Origin of the sequence: Streptomyces sp. NPDC006458, assembly GCF_040612135.1 — a bacterium.
GTDB lineage: Bacteria > Actinomycetota > Actinomycetes > Streptomycetales > Streptomycetaceae > Streptomyces.
The window spans coordinates 14,655-28,818 of record NZ_JBEXPR010000023.1 but is presented as its reverse complement, the minus strand read 5'-3'; the positions used below and the strand labels follow the sequence as shown (position 1 = coordinate 28,818).

At 74.8% G+C, this 14,164-nt stretch carries 10 protein-coding genes and 3 pseudogenes; 9 read left to right on the top strand and 4 right to left on the bottom strand.

The window, feature by feature from the left end; all coding sequences use genetic code 11:
* The first annotated feature begins 158 nt into the window (after window positions 1–158).
* Both ABZZ79_RS28170 and ABZZ79_RS28165 read left to right on the top strand, forming a co-directional pair.
* Window positions 159–483: pseudogene (locus ABZZ79_RS28170) on the top strand (hypothetical protein).
* A gap of 144 nt (window positions 484–627) precedes the next feature.
* A pseudogene (locus ABZZ79_RS28165) lies at window positions 628–852 on the top strand (hypothetical protein); the annotation flags it as partial.
* Here the strand turns inward: ABZZ79_RS28165 and ABZZ79_RS28160 are convergent.
* On the bottom strand, window positions 847–1,413 hold the full coding sequence (locus ABZZ79_RS28160; protein ID WP_356693314.1) for an HAD domain-containing protein: 567 nt from the start codon (window positions 1,411–1,413) through the stop codon (window positions 847–849). The pseudogene ABZZ79_RS28165 and the gene ABZZ79_RS28160 overlap by 6 nt on opposite strands.
* Window positions 1,414–1,742: 329 nt before the next feature.
* Between ABZZ79_RS28160 and ABZZ79_RS28155 the strand changes: the two genes are divergently transcribed.
* The 3 genes from ABZZ79_RS28155 to ABZZ79_RS28145 all read left to right on the top strand — a co-directional run bounded on the left by ABZZ79_RS28155 (window position 1,743) and on the right by ABZZ79_RS28145 (window position 8,507).
* A complete protein-coding gene (locus ABZZ79_RS28155; protein ID WP_356693312.1) occupies window positions 1,743–2,762 on the top strand; it encodes a fructosamine kinase family protein in 1,020 nt (339 codons plus the stop codon).
* A gap of 159 nt (window positions 2,763–2,921) precedes the next feature.
* On the top strand, window positions 2,922–5,594 hold the full coding sequence (locus ABZZ79_RS28150) for a SpoIIE family protein phosphatase (RefSeq protein WP_356693310.1): 2,673 nt from the start codon (window positions 2,922–2,924) through the stop codon (window positions 5,592–5,594).
* Window positions 5,595–5,711: 117 nt separating this feature from the next.
* Window positions 5,712–8,507 carry a SpoIIE family protein phosphatase gene (locus ABZZ79_RS28145; protein WP_356693308.1) on the top strand — a complete coding sequence of 932 codons (2,796 nt, stop codon included), beginning with the start codon at window positions 5,712–5,714 and terminating at the stop codon, window positions 8,505–8,507.
* A gap of 23 nt (window positions 8,508–8,530) precedes the next feature.
* Here the strand turns inward: ABZZ79_RS28145 and ABZZ79_RS28140 are convergent, their stop codons facing one another.
* Window positions 8,531–9,271 (bottom strand): peptidase E, encoded by a 741-nt coding sequence (locus tag ABZZ79_RS28140; RefSeq protein WP_356693306.1) that lies wholly within the window; start codon window positions 9,269–9,271, stop codon window positions 8,531–8,533.
* A 35-nt stretch (window positions 9,272–9,306) separates the two neighbouring features.
* The gene (locus ABZZ79_RS28135) at window positions 9,307–9,747 is read right to left on the bottom strand and encodes an Lrp/AsnC family transcriptional regulator (protein WP_356693304.1); all 441 of its coding nucleotides are present in this window, start codon (window positions 9,745–9,747) and stop codon (window positions 9,307–9,309) included.
* A gap of 204 nt (window positions 9,748–9,951) precedes the next feature.
* Here ABZZ79_RS28135 and ABZZ79_RS28130 point away from each other — a divergent pair, with 204 nt between their 5' ends.
* On the top strand, window positions 9,952–11,178 hold the full coding sequence (locus tag ABZZ79_RS28130; protein ID WP_356693302.1) for a cytochrome P450: 1,227 nt from the start codon (window positions 9,952–9,954) through the stop codon (window positions 11,176–11,178).
* Between the two features lie 246 nt (window positions 11,179–11,424).
* Here ABZZ79_RS28130 and ABZZ79_RS28125 read toward each other — a convergent pair whose 3' ends face one another.
* On the bottom strand, window positions 11,425–12,897 hold the full coding sequence (locus ABZZ79_RS28125; RefSeq protein WP_356693300.1) for a helix-turn-helix domain-containing protein: 1,473 nt from the start codon (window positions 12,895–12,897) through the stop codon (window positions 11,425–11,427).
* 129 nt (window positions 12,898–13,026) lie between these two features.
* Here ABZZ79_RS28125 and ABZZ79_RS28120 point away from each other — a divergent pair, with 129 nt between their 5' ends.
* The 3 genes and pseudogenes from ABZZ79_RS28120 to ABZZ79_RS28110 all read left to right on the top strand — a co-directional run bounded on the left by ABZZ79_RS28120 (window position 13,027) and on the right by ABZZ79_RS28110 (window position 14,139).
* Complete coding sequence (locus ABZZ79_RS28120; protein WP_356693298.1) at window positions 13,027–13,647, top strand: L-threonylcarbamoyladenylate synthase; 621 nt, start codon at window positions 13,027–13,029, stop codon at window positions 13,645–13,647.
* An 18-nt stretch (window positions 13,648–13,665) separates the two neighbouring features.
* Window positions 13,666–13,797 (top strand): annotated as a pseudogene (locus ABZZ79_RS28115) (MHYT domain-containing protein); the annotation flags it as partial.
* A 24-nt stretch (window positions 13,798–13,821) separates the two neighbouring features.
* The gene (locus ABZZ79_RS28110) at window positions 13,822–14,139 is read left to right on the top strand and encodes a hypothetical protein (RefSeq protein WP_356693296.1); all 318 of its coding nucleotides are present in this window, start codon (window positions 13,822–13,824) and stop codon (window positions 14,137–14,139) included.
* Window positions 14,140–14,164 lie beyond the last annotated feature (25 nt).

Below are 14,164 nucleotides of genomic sequence, written 5' to 3'. Positions count from 1 at the left end.
CGCTGCTCCTGACGTGATGGTCGAGATCCGTGGTGCGCCAGCAGTTGTATCAACCCGCGGTGACAACGCGGGGCGCGGGCCCGGGGCCGTTGTCAGTGGTGGCTCGTACTGTCGCAGTCATGGCCGGTGCGCCGCGCACCGGGCCGGAGGGGAGAGCCGTGTACCGGCAGGGAGATGTGCTGATCGTGCCCGTCGCCGAGGACGCGGTGCCCTCGCATGTGGCGCGGGCGCCGAAGGAACGGCGCGACGGCCGGGGCCGGCTGGCTGGCCCTGGGCGAGGTGACCGGCCACGCCCACGCGGTCGTGGGCCCGGGTGAACTGATGCGGGAGCCGGGCCCGTTCGGTCCGATGCTGCTGCATCTGCCGGAGGGCGGCCGGGTGGTGCACGAGGAGCACGCGGCGATCGCGCTGCCCAAGGGCTGGTTCCGGGTGATCCGGCAGCGCGAGTACGTGCCGGGTTCCGTGCGGATCGTGGCCGACTGAGCGGGCGGGAGCGGACGGGCGGAGGCCGGGGAGATGACGGGGAGGAGCGCGATGAGGGCAGGGGACGTGACGGGTTCCGGGACGGTGGACGAGGTCGTGGACCGGGTGGGGAGGGCGGCCGTGGACGACAGGGGCGTGCCGGTCCTGGCGGCGGCGTCCGCCCCGGACGAGGTGGCGCTGTGGCGGGAGTGCGCCGCGGCCGCGGTGCCCGCGGACCGGGCCGAGGCCGAGGCGGGTGTCCGGCTGGCGTACCGGCGGGCGGGGCTCGCGGAGCCGGAGCGGGTGGTGTGGGCCGGGTCGCCGCGTGAGGGTGTGGAGCTGGTGCGCTCGCTCCGGGACGCGGGACCGAGCGTGCGCTGTCGGCTACGCCGTCGGGTCGGGGTCCGGGGAGCCGCTGAGGGCGTGGGCGAAGGCGCGCAGCGTGGTGAAGTCCGGGGTGCGCAGGCCGTGGCGGGCGTCTATGCGGTGCAGCAGGGCGCTGGCCGGGTGGTGGTCCGCCACATAGGCGCGGTCGGCGTCCCGGAGTTCGTCGTCGACCCAGGCGAACGGGCGGCCCGCCGCGTGCGCGAGGACGTGGCGGGTCTTCCAGAACGTGCCCTCGGGACCCTCGTCGAACATCCCGGGCCAGTCGACGAACGGGAGTTCGGGCAGGCCGAGGACGGGCGCGATCAGGGTGTTGGCGTCGGCGCACCAGGTCGTGGCCCACACCAGGTCGTACAGCTCGCTCAACTCCCTTAGGCGTAAGCCGTGTTCGGGGTTGAGCCAGACGCGCAGGGGCTGGAGCCGGTGCCGTTCCCAGGCGGGGTGCCGGGCGAGCCAGCCCTCGGGAGCCATGCGATGGGTCGTGTAGCCCTCGGGTCGGCGTTCCGGCTTGGCGGCGTACGGGTTCAGCGGGCCGTCCACGTCGAGGTAGAGCAGCGGGCGTCGCACGGAGCGGTTCCTCTCCCGGGGCGGATCACGGTGGATCGGGGGGTGGTGCGGTTGTGGTGCGGGGGCGGTGCGGTGCGGTGCGTCGGGACCGTGCGGCGCGGCGGGTGTCGCGCTGCCCCATATCCTGCCAAAGGACTTCCGTCGCGGGGGCGTTCACCCACGACGACCCGCACCGGGCCGCACCGGGCCGCACTGGGCCGCACTGGGCCGCACTGGGCACCGGCCCCGCCCGGCCGCCGGCCAGGGCGGACCACCGTGCCCCCGCCCGCCGGTCGCACCAGGTGCCGTACGCCGCCTCTCACCGCCACTCGCCTCGTACCCTGGACGGCATGATCCGCCGCAGCGACGCGCGCAGTGACCACGAGGCGCCCGAGGCCGCCGTCGCCCGGCTGACCGGGCGGGACGTGACCGGGGCGCGAAGGGTGTCGGGGGCGCTCACCGAGGTCGCGCGCGCGGACGGGACCGTGGTCATGGTCAAGCGGGGGGACGGTCCGGACGCGGTGCGGGCGGAGGCGGCCGGACTGCGCTGGCTGGCCGCCGCCGGGACCGTGCGCGTCCCGGCGGTGCTCGGCTCGGACGACACCTGGCTGGTCACCGAACGCGTGCCGACCGGCACGGCGACCCGGGAGGCCGCCGCGCGGCTCGGCCGGGGCCTGGCCGCGCTGCACGCCGCGGGCGCCCCCGCGTTCGGCGCGCCCCCTCCGGGAGGGCCCGGGGACGCGTACATCGGTCCGGCGCCGATGCGGAACAGCCCCCGGGACGACTGGCCCCGCTGGTACGCCGAGCAGCGGGTGCTGCCGTATCTGCGCCGGGCGGTCGACGACGGCACGGTCCGCGCGGCCGAGGCGGGCGTGATCGAGACGGTGTGCGAGCGGCTGCCCGCCCTCGCGGGACCGCCGGAGCCGCCCGCCCGGCTGCACGGCGACCTCTGGAACGGCAATGTGCTGTGGGGCGCGAACACGGCGAACACGGCGGACGCAACGGCCACGGCGTACGCAACGGCCACGGCGGACACGGCGGAAGCAACGGCCACGGCGGACACGGTGGAAAGGGCGGAAAGGTCGGAAAAGGCGGACTCGGCGGAAGGGACGGGCACGGTCGCCTGGATCATCGACCCGGCCGCCCACGGCGGGCACCGCGAGACGGATCTGGCGATGCTGCGGCTGTTCGGCTGCCCGTACCTGGACGACGTACTGGAGGCCTACCGTGAGGCCGCGCCGCTCGCCCCCGGCTGGGCCGAGCGCGTCGGGCTGCATCAGCTGTTTCCGCTGCTGGTGCACACGGTGCTGTTCGGCCGGGGCTACGCCGAGCAGGCCCTCGCCGTGGCCCGGTCGGCGCTGGCCCGGTAGACGGCGGAGCCTCGGAGCGCTCGGCGTCGGCCCGGCGACGGCCCGGCGACGCGGCCTGCCGTCGGCGTTCTCCGAGCCCCGCCCAGGTGCGCTCCCTGGCCGTACAGAGGCATTCTGGCTGTGTCCCTGCGCGGCGGGGCATCGATGAGGTAAGGGCCGATGACTGGGAGCGCCGAGAGCGGGAGTGGGATGCCGGGACGGCTGGCCGCGCTGCTCGCCGAGGTCGCGACCGAGGCGATCAGCACGGTCCGCGGCACCGTCGCGGCCGTCTACCTGCCCTCGCAGGCCCCGGGGGTGCTGCGACTCGCCGTGCTGGCGGGGCTGCCCGGCCCGCTGTTCCGGCCGTGGTGGCGGGTGCATGTGGACCGGCGGTTCCCGGTCTCGGAGGCGTTCCGTTCCGGGGTGCAGGTGCTGCTGCCGAACGCGACGGAGACCATGCGCCGCTTCCCCCAGTTCGCCGCCGCGCTGCCCATCCCGCTCGGCTCGATCACGCTGCCCGTCACGGCGGGAGCGGAGCCGCTCGGCGCGCTGACGACACTGCGGCCGGCCGTCGCCGACGTCACCGAGCTGCTGGCCGAGCGGGACCGGCTGGCCGCGCTCGCGGACGGGCTCGGCCGGCAGCTGAACGCGCTGACGCAGTCCGGCATCGCGATCGTCTGGGAGGACGACCCGCTGTGTCTGCGGCCGCCGCCCGCCAGGCTGAGCTCCGCCCGCGTGGGCCGCTTCACCTGGGACCCGGCCGCCGACCTGGTCACCGCCGACGACGGCGCGCGGACGCTGCTGGAGCTGGCGCCGCAGGACCTTCCCGGCCCCGCCGAGGCACTGGTACGGGCCGTGGACCACGGGGACGCGCTGCGGCTGATGGCCCTGCTGCGGGAGACGGCCCGCGGCCGTACGCCCGACCGCCCGCTGCCCGTGCGGATCACGCACGGCGCGGTGCGTCTGGTCGATCTGCGCCCGGCCTCCGGTGCGCGGCTGGTGGCCGGTGTGGTGCTGGAGGCGGACCCGGTGGCCGACACGGTGGCCGAACGCCTGCCCCAGGGCGTGTTCTGCCTGGACCGGCTGGGACTGGTCGTCTACGCCAATCCGCGGGCCGCGCACCTGCTGGGCGTGGACCGCGAAAGGCTCGTGGGGCGACCGCTGTGGGCGGCCGTGCCCTGGTTGCAGCAGCCGGTGTGCGAGGACCATCTGCGGGCGGCGCTGCTCGCCCTGGAGGCGGTGCACTTCCATGTGCGGCGGCCGCCGGAACCCGGCCGGCAGTCGTACGAGGGCGACTGGCTGGCCTTCTCGGTGCGGCCCGGCCCGGACGTCCTGACCTGCACGGTCGTACCGGCGAACCGGTCGATGGACGCCCCCGTCCCGGCGGCGGAGGAGCTGCTCGCGCCGACGCACGCCCCTGGTCCGCCGACACCGCCGACACCGGCCTCGGGGCCGCCGACGAACCCGCCGGCGGCGCCGACCCATGCCCCCGGGCCGACGCCGCACGAGCCGGCCACCTCGGCCGCGCTGCCGTCGAACGCGGCCCTGCCCCCGCTGCCCACCCGCACACGGCCGGCCGACGCTCCCCCGCCCGCCCCGGAGCCCGCCTCCTCGGCCGCCCTGCACTACCGCCCCATCACCCTCGCCATCGCGCTGACCGAGGCCGTCACCGCGCGCCAGGTCTCGGCCGTGGTGATGCAGGAGCTGCTGCCCGCCTTCGGCGGCCGGCGGCTCGCCATCTACCTGGTCCAGGACCGGCATCTGTACCTGGCCTGGGAGACCGGCTTCCCGGAGGGCTTCCTGGCCCCCTACGACGGGGTGGGCCTGGACACCCGGCTGCCCGGCGTGGAGACGCTCACCACCGGTCAGCCGTTGTTCTTCGACTCGATGGAACAGCTCGCCGCCGCCTATCCGGGCATAGCGCTGGACGCCTCCGAGGGCGCCCGCGCGTTTCTGCCGCTGATCGCCTCGGGCCGCCCGGTGGGCTCCTGCATCCTCGGCTTCGACCGGCCCCGCAGCTTCGCCCCGGAGGAGCGCACGGTGCTCACCGCGCTGGCCGGGCTGATCGCGCACGCCATGGAGAAGGCCCAGCGCTACGACACCGAGGCGGCGCTCGCCCGCGGTCTGCAGCGCGCCCTGCTGCCGCGTCGGCTGTCGGTGCATCCGCTGCTGGAGACGGCTGGGCGGTATCTGCCGGGGACCGAGGGCATGGACGTGGGCGGGGACTGGTACGACGTCGTCGAGGCGGGCGACGGGATGGCGCTGGTCATCGGCGATGTGCAGGGGCACGGTGTGCAGGCGGCGGCCACGATGGGCCAGCTGCGCAGCGCGGTCCGGGCGTTCGCGCTGGACGACCGGCCCCCGGAGCAGGTGCTGAGCGGCACCAACCGGCTGCTCATCGAATTGGACCCCGGCCAGTTCGCGAGCTGCTGCTACGTGTGGCTCGACCCGGCGACCGGTCTGGCCCGGATCGCGCGGGCCGGACACCCCCCGCCGCTGCTGCGCCACCCGGACGGCCGCACGCAGGTGCTCGACACACCGGTCGGCGTCGTGCTCGGCGTCGTCGCCCATGCCACCTACCCGGTGACGGAGGTGCGGCTGGAGCCCAACGCGATCCTCGCGCTCTACACCGACGGGCTGGTCGAGCGGCCCGGCCATGACATCGACGACGGGATCGGCGCCCTGCGGGTCGCCCTGGCCAGGGTGGGCGCACCCGCCGCGCGGCCCGACGGGCGGTCCCTGATGTCCGTCGCCGACCGGCTCACCGCCACCATGCGGCACGCAGCCGACCGGCCAGACGACATCGCCCTGCTGCTCGCCGCGCGCCGGGGCGGGGACGGGGGGCCCGGATGACCGCCCGGCGGCGCACAGGGACCGCGCGCGTCGGGCCGTCGGCGCGGACACCACCGGCCGCCGGCATCCGTCGTTACGCCCCTCGCCTCACGGGCCGCGGGAGTGTAGACATGGCTCATGGTCCGGCTTGTGGGGCGGTCCGGGACGCGGCCGGCCCGTCGTCTCGCGGGCGGGCGCGCGCACGCCTCGGCCCGTCCGATGCGTGAGCGGGGCGTCCGGCACGCGGCGGGCCGCCCGTCGCCGCGCCGGACCCGCGGCGGGGCCGGACACGTGCGTCCGGGGCGCCTCGCGGCGCTGCGGGCCGCGCTCGGCGTGCGCAGCCTGGCCGGACAGGTGTTCGTCTTCCAGTTCGTCATCGTGCTGCTGCTCGTGGTGGCCGCGGTGATGGCCCTGGTGCTCCAGAGCCGGGTGGACACCACGACGGAGGCCCGCAACCGCTCGGTCGCGGTGGCCGAGACGTTCGCCAACGCGCCGGGCACCGCGGCGGCGCTGGCCACCCGCGATCCCACGGCGATTCTCCAGCCGCGCGCCGAGGCCGCGCGCGAGGCCTCGGGGGTCGACTTCATCGTGGTCACGGACGCCGAGGGCGTTCGCTACACCCATCCCAATCCCGACCGCATCGGCAAGAAGTTCGTCGGGAACATCGAGCCCGCGCTGGCCGGCGAGGTCGTGGTCGAGGAGATCGACGGCACGATCGGCCGGCTGGTGCAGGCGGTCGTCCCGGTCAGGGCGGGCGACGGCGCGGTGGTGGGCCTGGTGTCCGCGGGCATCACCACCGAGCACGTGGGCGGCACGGCGAACGAGCAGCTGCCGCTGCTGCTGGGCGCCGCCGGGGTCGCGCTGGCCCTGGCGCTGGCCGGCACCGCGCTGGTGAGCAGACGGCTGCTGCGCCAGACGCACGGGCTGGGTCCGGACGAGATGACCCGGATGTACGAACATCACGACGCGGTCCTGCACTCGGTGCGCGAGGGCGTGATCATCGTCGGCGCCGAGGGCGAGCTGCTCCTCGCCAACGACGAGGCGCACCGGCTGCTCGACCTGTCCGCCGACGCGGAGGGGCGCCAGGTGCGCGACCTCGGTCTCGACCCGGACACCGCCGAGCTGCTGGCCTCGGCCCGGATGGCGACGGACGAGGTGCACCTGGTCGGCGAGCGGCTGCTGGCGGTGAACCAGCGGCCCACCGATCTCGGGGGCAGCCCGGCGGGCAGCGTGGCCACCCTGCGCGACTCCACCGAACTGCGTGCCCTGTCCGGGCGGGCGGAGCTGGCGCGTGAGCGGCTGGACCTGCTGTACGACGCGGGAGTGCGCATCGGCGGAAGCCTGGACGTGACCCGCACGGCCGAGGAGCTGGCCGAGCTGAGCGTGCCCCGGCTGGCCGACTTCGTCACGGTGGACCTGTTCGGCGCGGTGCTCGACGGTGAGGCGCCGCAGGCCGGTACGGAGCTGCGCCGCACGGCCTCCAGCGGCATCCGCGGGAACGCCCCGCTGTACCCGGTCGGCGAGCGGATCCGGTTCGTGCCCACCTCCCCGCAGGCCCGCGCGCTGAACTCGGGCGAGTCCGTCCTGGAACGGGACCTGAGCGCGGCGCACGGCTGGCAACGGCAGGACCTGGAGCGGACCGGACAGGTGGTGGAGTACGGCATCCACTCGCTGATCACGGTCCCGCTGCGCGCGGGCTCGCTGATCCTGGGCCTGGTCACCCTGTGGCGCTCGCAGAAGCCCGAGCCGTTCGACGACGAGGACCAGGCGCTGGCGGAGGAGCTGGTGACTCGGGCGGCGGTGTCCATCGACAACGCGCGCCGGTTCACCCGCGAGCACACGATGGCGGTCACGCTCCAGCGCAGTCTGCTGCCGCGCACCCTGCCGGAGCAGTCCGCGCTGGAGATCGCCTACCGGTATCTGCCCGCGCAGGCGGGTGTCGGCGGCGACTGGTTCGACGTCCTGCCGCTGTCGGGGGCACGGGTGGCGCTGGTGGTGGGCGACGTGGTGGGTCATGGGCTGCACGCGGCCGCGACCATGGGCCGGCTGCGCACCGCCGTGCACAACTTCTCGGCCCTGGATCTCGCGCCGGACGAACTGCTCGGGCTGCTGGACGAACTGGTCGCCCGGCTCCAGGACGAGGCCGCCGAGGGCGGCGGCGCGCTGGTGACGGGCGCGACCTGCCTGTACGCGATCTACGACCCGGTGACCCGGCGGTGTGCCATCGCCCGCGCGGGCCATCCGCCGCCCGCGGTGGTCCGGCCGGACGGCGGGGTCGAGTTCCTGGACGTGACGGTCGGTCCCCCGCTGGGGCTCGGGGGGCTGCCGTTCGAGACGGCGGAGGTGGAGCTCGCCGAGGGCAGCCGGCTGGTGCTCTACACCGACGGGCTGGTCGAGGACCGGGGGCGGGACATCGACGTCGGCCTGGAGCTGCTGCGCGAGGCGCTGGAGCACGCGGGTCCGTCGCCGGAGGAGACCTGCCGGACGGTGCTGGACGCCCGGCTGCCGACCCGGCGGGGTGACGACATCGCCCTGATCGTGGCGCGGACGCGGGGGCTGCCGACGGACCGGATCGCCGAGTGGGACGTCCCGGCCGAACCGGCGGCGGTCGCCCGAATGCGGGCCGCGGTCACCCGGCAGCTGGCCGGGTGGGGCCTGGAGGAGCTGGCGTTCGCCACGGAGCTGATCCTCAGCGAGCTGGTGACCAACGCGATCCGCTACGGCGCGGCGCCGCTCCGGGTGCGGATGCTGCACGACCGCACGCTGATCTGCGAGGTGTTCGACAGCAGCAACACCGCCCCCCATCTGCGGTACGCGGCGATGACCGACGAGGGCGGGCGCGGACTGTTCCTGGTCGCACAGCTCTCCGAGCGGTGGGGCACGCGCTATGTCGCCGACGGCAAGGTCATCTGGGCGGAACAGCCTCTGCCGTAGGGCGCGGGCGCCCTCGCCCGGGGTCAGTCCGGGGCACTGGGGAGCAGGCGCGGCTCGATGCGCTCCTCCACGGCTTCGCCGCCCTCGGCGCGCACCACGTAGGCGCCCTTGCCGGGGATCTCGGTCACGGCCTCGACCAGCCGGGTGCCGCGGTAGACGAGGCCGACGCCGTCGTCCGTGCAGTGGGCGACCGGAAAGGTGCCGTCCGCGACGAGCCGGTGCATCAGCGGGCGCCGGCCCTCGTCGGAGTCGTAGTGCACGCCGTTGCCGTACGGCAGGAGGCCGAGCGCGTCGGAGACGGGGCGCAGTTCGGGTCCGTAGGAGTCCGTCGTGCCGCCCTGGAACCAGCAGATGGAGCCCGCGCTCACCCCGCTGAGCACGACCCCGGACTCCCAGGCGCGGCGCATGACGCGGTCCAGTCCGTGCACCCGCCACACGGCCAGCAGGTTGGCGACCGAGCCGCCCATCACCCACACGACGTCGGCGGCGAGGACCTCGCCCTCCATGTCCTGGAGGTTCGGCATGGGGAACAGCTGCAACGGCATGAGGTCGAATCCGGCTTCCCGGGCCGCCTCGGCCATGCGGGCGGCCATGACCTCGGAGTCGCCGACCGCGGTGCCGACGTACAGGATGCGCGGACGGCGCCCGTGCACGCCGGAGAGCTCCACGGCGTGGTGGACCAGGGAGTCGAACAGAACCATGGTGCGCCGGCCTCGGCGGTGGCCGCCGGAGGTCGCGAGGATGGTCGGTTCCGGAGCTGTCATGTACGCGATCTTATCCACGGACGCGCCGCTCGGGGTCAGCCCACGTCCCACAGAAAACGATGGGTGTGTATGCCGAAGTACGGGAAGGAACGCACCTCTTCGACCCCTTCGAGGGGCCGTACGACGTCGTTGACGAAGTCGAGCAGCTCGCGCGGGCCGGGGGCGACGACCTCGGCGAACAGGTCGAAGCCGCCGGAGGTGAGCACCGAGTAGACCACCTCGGGGCGTTCGGCCAGGGTGTCGGCGACGGTCCGCGGGTCGCCGTGGACGCCGATGCCGAGCAGCGCCATGGCCTGTCCGCCCATCGCCATCGGGTCGGTGACGCCGACGACCTGGACGGCCCGGGAGTCCGTCAGGCGCTGCAGCCGCTGGCGGGCCGCCGACGCCGACAGGCCGACCCTGGGGCCGAGTTCGGCGTAGGCGATGCGCCCGTCGGTCTGCAGTTCGCGCAGGATGGCCCGGTCGATGTCGTCCATGGTGTTCCTTGTTCTCCCTTTTGCGGGTTCGGCCGGATCACCCTAACCTCGCCCGACCGCACCCCAGTTCGGCCGACTCGGGGGCGGCCACCGGGTTCCGGTCAACTCCCTTGCGCCGATGGCCTGTTATGCGTACTGGTCAGTATCCGATGGCTGTGACTAGCGTGGTACGCGCCTTCTCCGTCCCCCACGTCTGGAGACCGCTTGACCGTGTCCGACCGCATCGCACTCGATCCGCTGGGCGCCGACATCCCCGGCGAGAGCGCCCGACTGCGCGCCCTCGGCCCGATCGTGCCCGTCGAACTGCCGGGCGGCATCCCCGCCTGGGCCCCCACCCGTCACGCCACCCTGCGGGAGCTGATCCTCGACCCACGGGTGAGCAAGGACGCCCGGCGGCACTGGAAGCTGTGGTCGGAGGCGGCGCGACAGCCGTCCTGGAGCTGGGTGATGAGCTGGGTGGCCGTGGTCAACATGCTCTCCACCTACGGCACCGACCACGCGCGGCTGCGCAGGCTCGTCGCGCCGAGCTTCACCCACCGGCGCACCGAGACCCTGCGACCGCGCGTCGCGGAGGTCACCGCGGAGCTGCTCGACGACCTGGCCGAGGACGGGGCCGACGGCGAGGTGGTGGATGTGAAGGCGGGGCTCGCGCATGCGCTGCCCATGCGGATCATCTGCGAACTGGTCGGTGTCCCCAAGCAGTTGCAGGACGGCGCGGGCCGGCTCATCGCCGCCATCATGGACACCTCCGACCAGAGCCCGGAGCAGGCCGCCCATGTGCAGGAGCAGATCGGCACGGTGCTGGGCGCGCTGATCGCCCACCGCCGCGAGAACCCGGGCGACGACATCACCACCGAGCTGATCCGGGTGCGCGACGAGGACGGCGACCGGCTGAGCGACGAGGAACTGCTGCACACACTGCTGCTCGTCATCGGCGCGGGCTTCGAGACGACCGTCAACCTGATCGGCAACGCGGTGGTGGCCCTGCTGCGCCACCCCGAGCAGCTCGCGGCCGTGCGCCGCGGCGAGATCGGCTGGGATGCGGTCGTCGAGGAGGCCCTGCGCGTCCATCCGTCGATCGCCTCGCTGCCGCTGCGGTTCGCCGTCGAGGACATCACGGTCGACGGGGTCACCGTCCCGGCCGGGGACGCGATCATCACGACGTACGCCGCCGCGGGACTCGACCCGGAGCACTACGGCCCGGACGCCGAGACCTTCGACGCCCGGCGCGGCACGGACGACCACCTGGCCTTCGGCGTCGGGGTCCACCGCTGCGTGGGCGCGCCGCTGGCCCGCCTGGAGGCGCTCGCCGCGCTGCCGGCGCTGTTCGACCGCTTCCCGGCGCTGCGGCTGGCCGACGAGGAGCTGCGCCAGGTGCCGTCCTTCGTCGCCTACGGCTGGCAGGAGGTGCCGGTACGGCTGCACGGCTGAGGTGACGGTCCGGCTGCACGGCTGCCGGTGCGGCGGACGGCCGAGGCCGGACCGGGAGCGTCCGCCGGACACGATGGCGGGAGGGAGTCGCCGCGAGGGGCCGACCGGTCCCCCGTGCCGGTCGTGCCCCCGCGGCTCTGCGAACCTACGTGGACGACCGGCCGGTTGTGAACCGTGCCGATGCCCGATCGGACGGCGGGAGGACTCACCTGTGCACAGGTGAGTCCGAATGACCCCGGTTCGCGGCTACGCGGCCGGCAGCACGGGCGGCGCGAGGTCGCCGACCGCGAGGTGGGCGAGGACGACCTCGTAGAGATCGCCGCCCGCCGCGAGCAGCTGCCGTTCCATCACGGGCTCGGCGGCACGCACATGGTCGCGGACGGTCTGGGCGTGCACACCGAGGTGCTGTGCGGCCCGTTCGGCGTTGCCGCCCGCGGCGAGCCAGGCACGCACCGTGCGCCGCAGGTCACGGCCGTCGCCCTCCAGCCGCCCGAGCAGGTCCTGCGCCCAGGTGCGCAGCGCGGGCCCGGTCAGCAGTCCGGCGAACGGGTCCTGGGGCATGGCGGCGTCCGCGCGCGGTGCCTCGGCCAGTCCGGCCTGGACGGTGAGGCCGAGGTGGACGGCGGCGCGTACGGCGACGTCGGAGAAGTCGGTGCCCAGCAGCCCCTCGACGCGTTCCATGCGGGCGCGCACGGTGTTGCGGCTCACCCCGAGCAGCTTCGCCGCGCTGACGGCCGTGAACTCCAGGCCCAGACGGGTGGTGGCGAGCAGATCGGCGCGGGTGTGGTGGGCGAGGCCGTCGAGCGGGCTGAGCAGCCGGGCCGTCCAGGTGTGCAGCGCGCCGGGGTCCATGAGCCGCTCGGGGCGGGTGCGTTCGGCGTACACCGCGGCCCGGTCCGGGCGGAAGCGGGCGACCGCGAGCGCGCTGACCGCCTGCCCGTAGGCGAGGGCGGTCCGGGCGAGGCCGTGCCGGGCGCTGCCGCCGAGGAAGGTGTCGTGACGGCGGCCCGCCAGGTCGCGCAGCCGGGCCCCGTCCGCCTCGCCGGGCACGACGACGATGACATGGGCGTCGACGGCCGGGCAGCGCACGACCAGCGCCCGCTCGCCGGTGACGTCCAGACACTCCCCGACCAGCCGGTCGCGGTCCTCGGGCGTGGTCTCGGCGACATAGACACAGGCCGTGTCGGTGTCCAGCAGGCCGGGCCACAGACCGGCGGCGACCCGGCGGGCGGCGACGATGTCCTCGACCATGAGCAACTGCAGGATGGCGAGCCGCAGATCGGCGGCGGCCCGGTCGAACCGGCGGGCCGCCCGGGCCCTCTCGCCCGCGCCCAGCAGCAGTTCGACGACCGAGGCGGTGTGGGTGACGACGTCGGCGGTCCTGCGGTCGAAGGGCGCGGAGCGGCACACGGCCAGGACGGCGTCCGGTTCCGGCCCGGTCCGGACCACGCGGACCAGCCGCTGATGGCGCCCGGCCTCCTCCAGCGCGGCGGAGGCGATGCGCCCGGCGGCGACCTCGGCGGCCAGCGTCTCGTCCGTGGTGACCGGCCGCCCGGCGAGCAGGGCGCCGTCGTACCCGCGCAGGCAGACGGTGCCGTCCACCGTCCTCGCCAGCCAGTCGACGACCCGGCCGAGATCTCGGCCCGTCGGACGCAGATGCTCCAGCAGTTCGTCCGCCCAGACGGACTGCCCGTTCTCCAGCCCCTCGCGGCCGGCCATGCCGCTTCCTCCTCGCCTGTCGTGCGGCCCCCGTCGGCTGGGACGTTACCTCAGGGGCCTGGGCCCCCGCGCCGGCCGGACCCGGCGGGGCTGCGCGGGGGGCCTTCGCGCGAGGCATAAGCTCGGACGATGGCGAAGTACTACGACGTGCACCCCGACAACCCCCAGCCGCGCACCATCGCCCAGGTCGCCGACAGTGTCCGGGCGGGCGCGCTCATCGCGTACCCGACGGACTCGTGCTACGCGCTGGGCTGCCGCATCGGCAGCCGTGACGGCATCGACCGGATCCGGGCCATCCGCAAGCTGGACGACCGGCACCATTTCACCCTCGTGTGCCAGGACTTCGCCCAGCTCGGCCAGTTCGTGCGCGTGGACAACGACGTCTTCCGGGCGGTCAAGGCCTCGACGCCGGGCAGTTACACGTTCATCCTTCCGGCGACGAGGGAGGTGCCGCGGATGCTCCAGCACCCGAAGAAGAAGACCGTCGGCGTGCGCATCCCCGACCATGTCGTCACCCAGGCCCTGCTCGCCGAGCTGGGCGAGCCGCTGCTGTCCAGCACCCTGCTGCTGCCCGACGAGGACGAACCTCTCACCCAGGGCTGGGAGATCAAGGACCGGCTCGATCATGTGGTGGACGGCGTGGTCGACTCCGGTGACTGCGGCACCGAGCCGACCACGGTGATCGACTTCTCCAGCGGCGAGGCCGAGATCGTACGGCACGGGGCGGGCGACACCTCACGGTTCGAGTAGGGCCCCGGGACTCACTGCCTGGGTCTGGCCGCGCTGCACCTGGACGGCGACGTCGGCCACGACCCGCCCGCCTTCGCGCTGTCCGTCGTCCTCGCCGTCGTCGGGGCGGGCGCCGCGCTGTGGGTCGCGGTCACCGTCCGCGGCTTCCGGGCGGCCCTCGGGGCGAGCGTCGTCATGGGCGTGGCGATCACGGGGACGTACTACTCGGTGATGGCCGCGGTCACCGTCGAGGTGCACGGTGTACCGGGCGGCACCTGGGCGGGCGACCCGGCGTCCGCCCAGCTGTTCCCCACGCTGCTGGGTCCGGCCGTCTTCCTGGCGCTGGCGAGCGTCATCGTGCTGCTCGACCCGCTGCTGGTCCTCGGCGACGGCGACTGGAACCGCACCGCGGCCAAGCACACCCCGCAGCGCGAGAACCCGGCCCCGGCCTCCCTGTTCGAGCCGACCGCCCGGTCCCGGGACGGCGGCTCGGCACGCCGTCGGGGGCGCTGAGAGCCGCCGTCGGGCCCGCTGAGCC

What these genes read in the sequence shown, in the direction of transcription:
- ABZZ79_RS28155 (WP_356693312.1), top strand. Translation starts at nt 1,743, where the DNA reads ATGATCCGCCGCAGCGACGCGCGCAGTGACCACGAGGCGCCCGAGGCC.
- ABZZ79_RS28140 (WP_356693306.1), bottom strand. Translation starts at nt 9,271, where the DNA reads ATGACAGCTCCGGAACCGACCATCCTCGCGACCTCCGGCGGCCACCGC.
- ABZZ79_RS28120 (WP_356693298.1), top strand. Translation starts at nt 13,027, where the DNA reads ATGGCGAAGTACTACGACGTGCACCCCGACAACCCCCAGCCGCGCACC.
- ABZZ79_RS28110 (WP_356693296.1), top strand. Translation starts at nt 13,822, where the DNA reads ATGGGCGTGGCGATCACGGGGACGTACTACTCGGTGATGGCCGCGGTC.
- ABZZ79_RS28135 (WP_356693304.1), bottom strand. Translation starts at nt 9,747, where the DNA reads ATGGACGACATCGACCGGGCCATCCTGCGCGAACTGCAGACCGACGGG.
- ABZZ79_RS28150 (WP_356693310.1), top strand. Translation starts at nt 2,922, where the DNA reads ATGACTGGGAGCGCCGAGAGCGGGAGTGGGATGCCGGGACGGCTGGCC.
- ABZZ79_RS28145 (WP_356693308.1), top strand. Translation starts at nt 5,712, where the DNA reads ATGGTCCGGCTTGTGGGGCGGTCCGGGACGCGGCCGGCCCGTCGTCTC.
- ABZZ79_RS28125 (WP_356693300.1), bottom strand. Translation starts at nt 12,897, where the DNA reads ATGGCCGGCCGCGAGGGGCTGGAGAACGGGCAGTCCGTCTGGGCGGAC.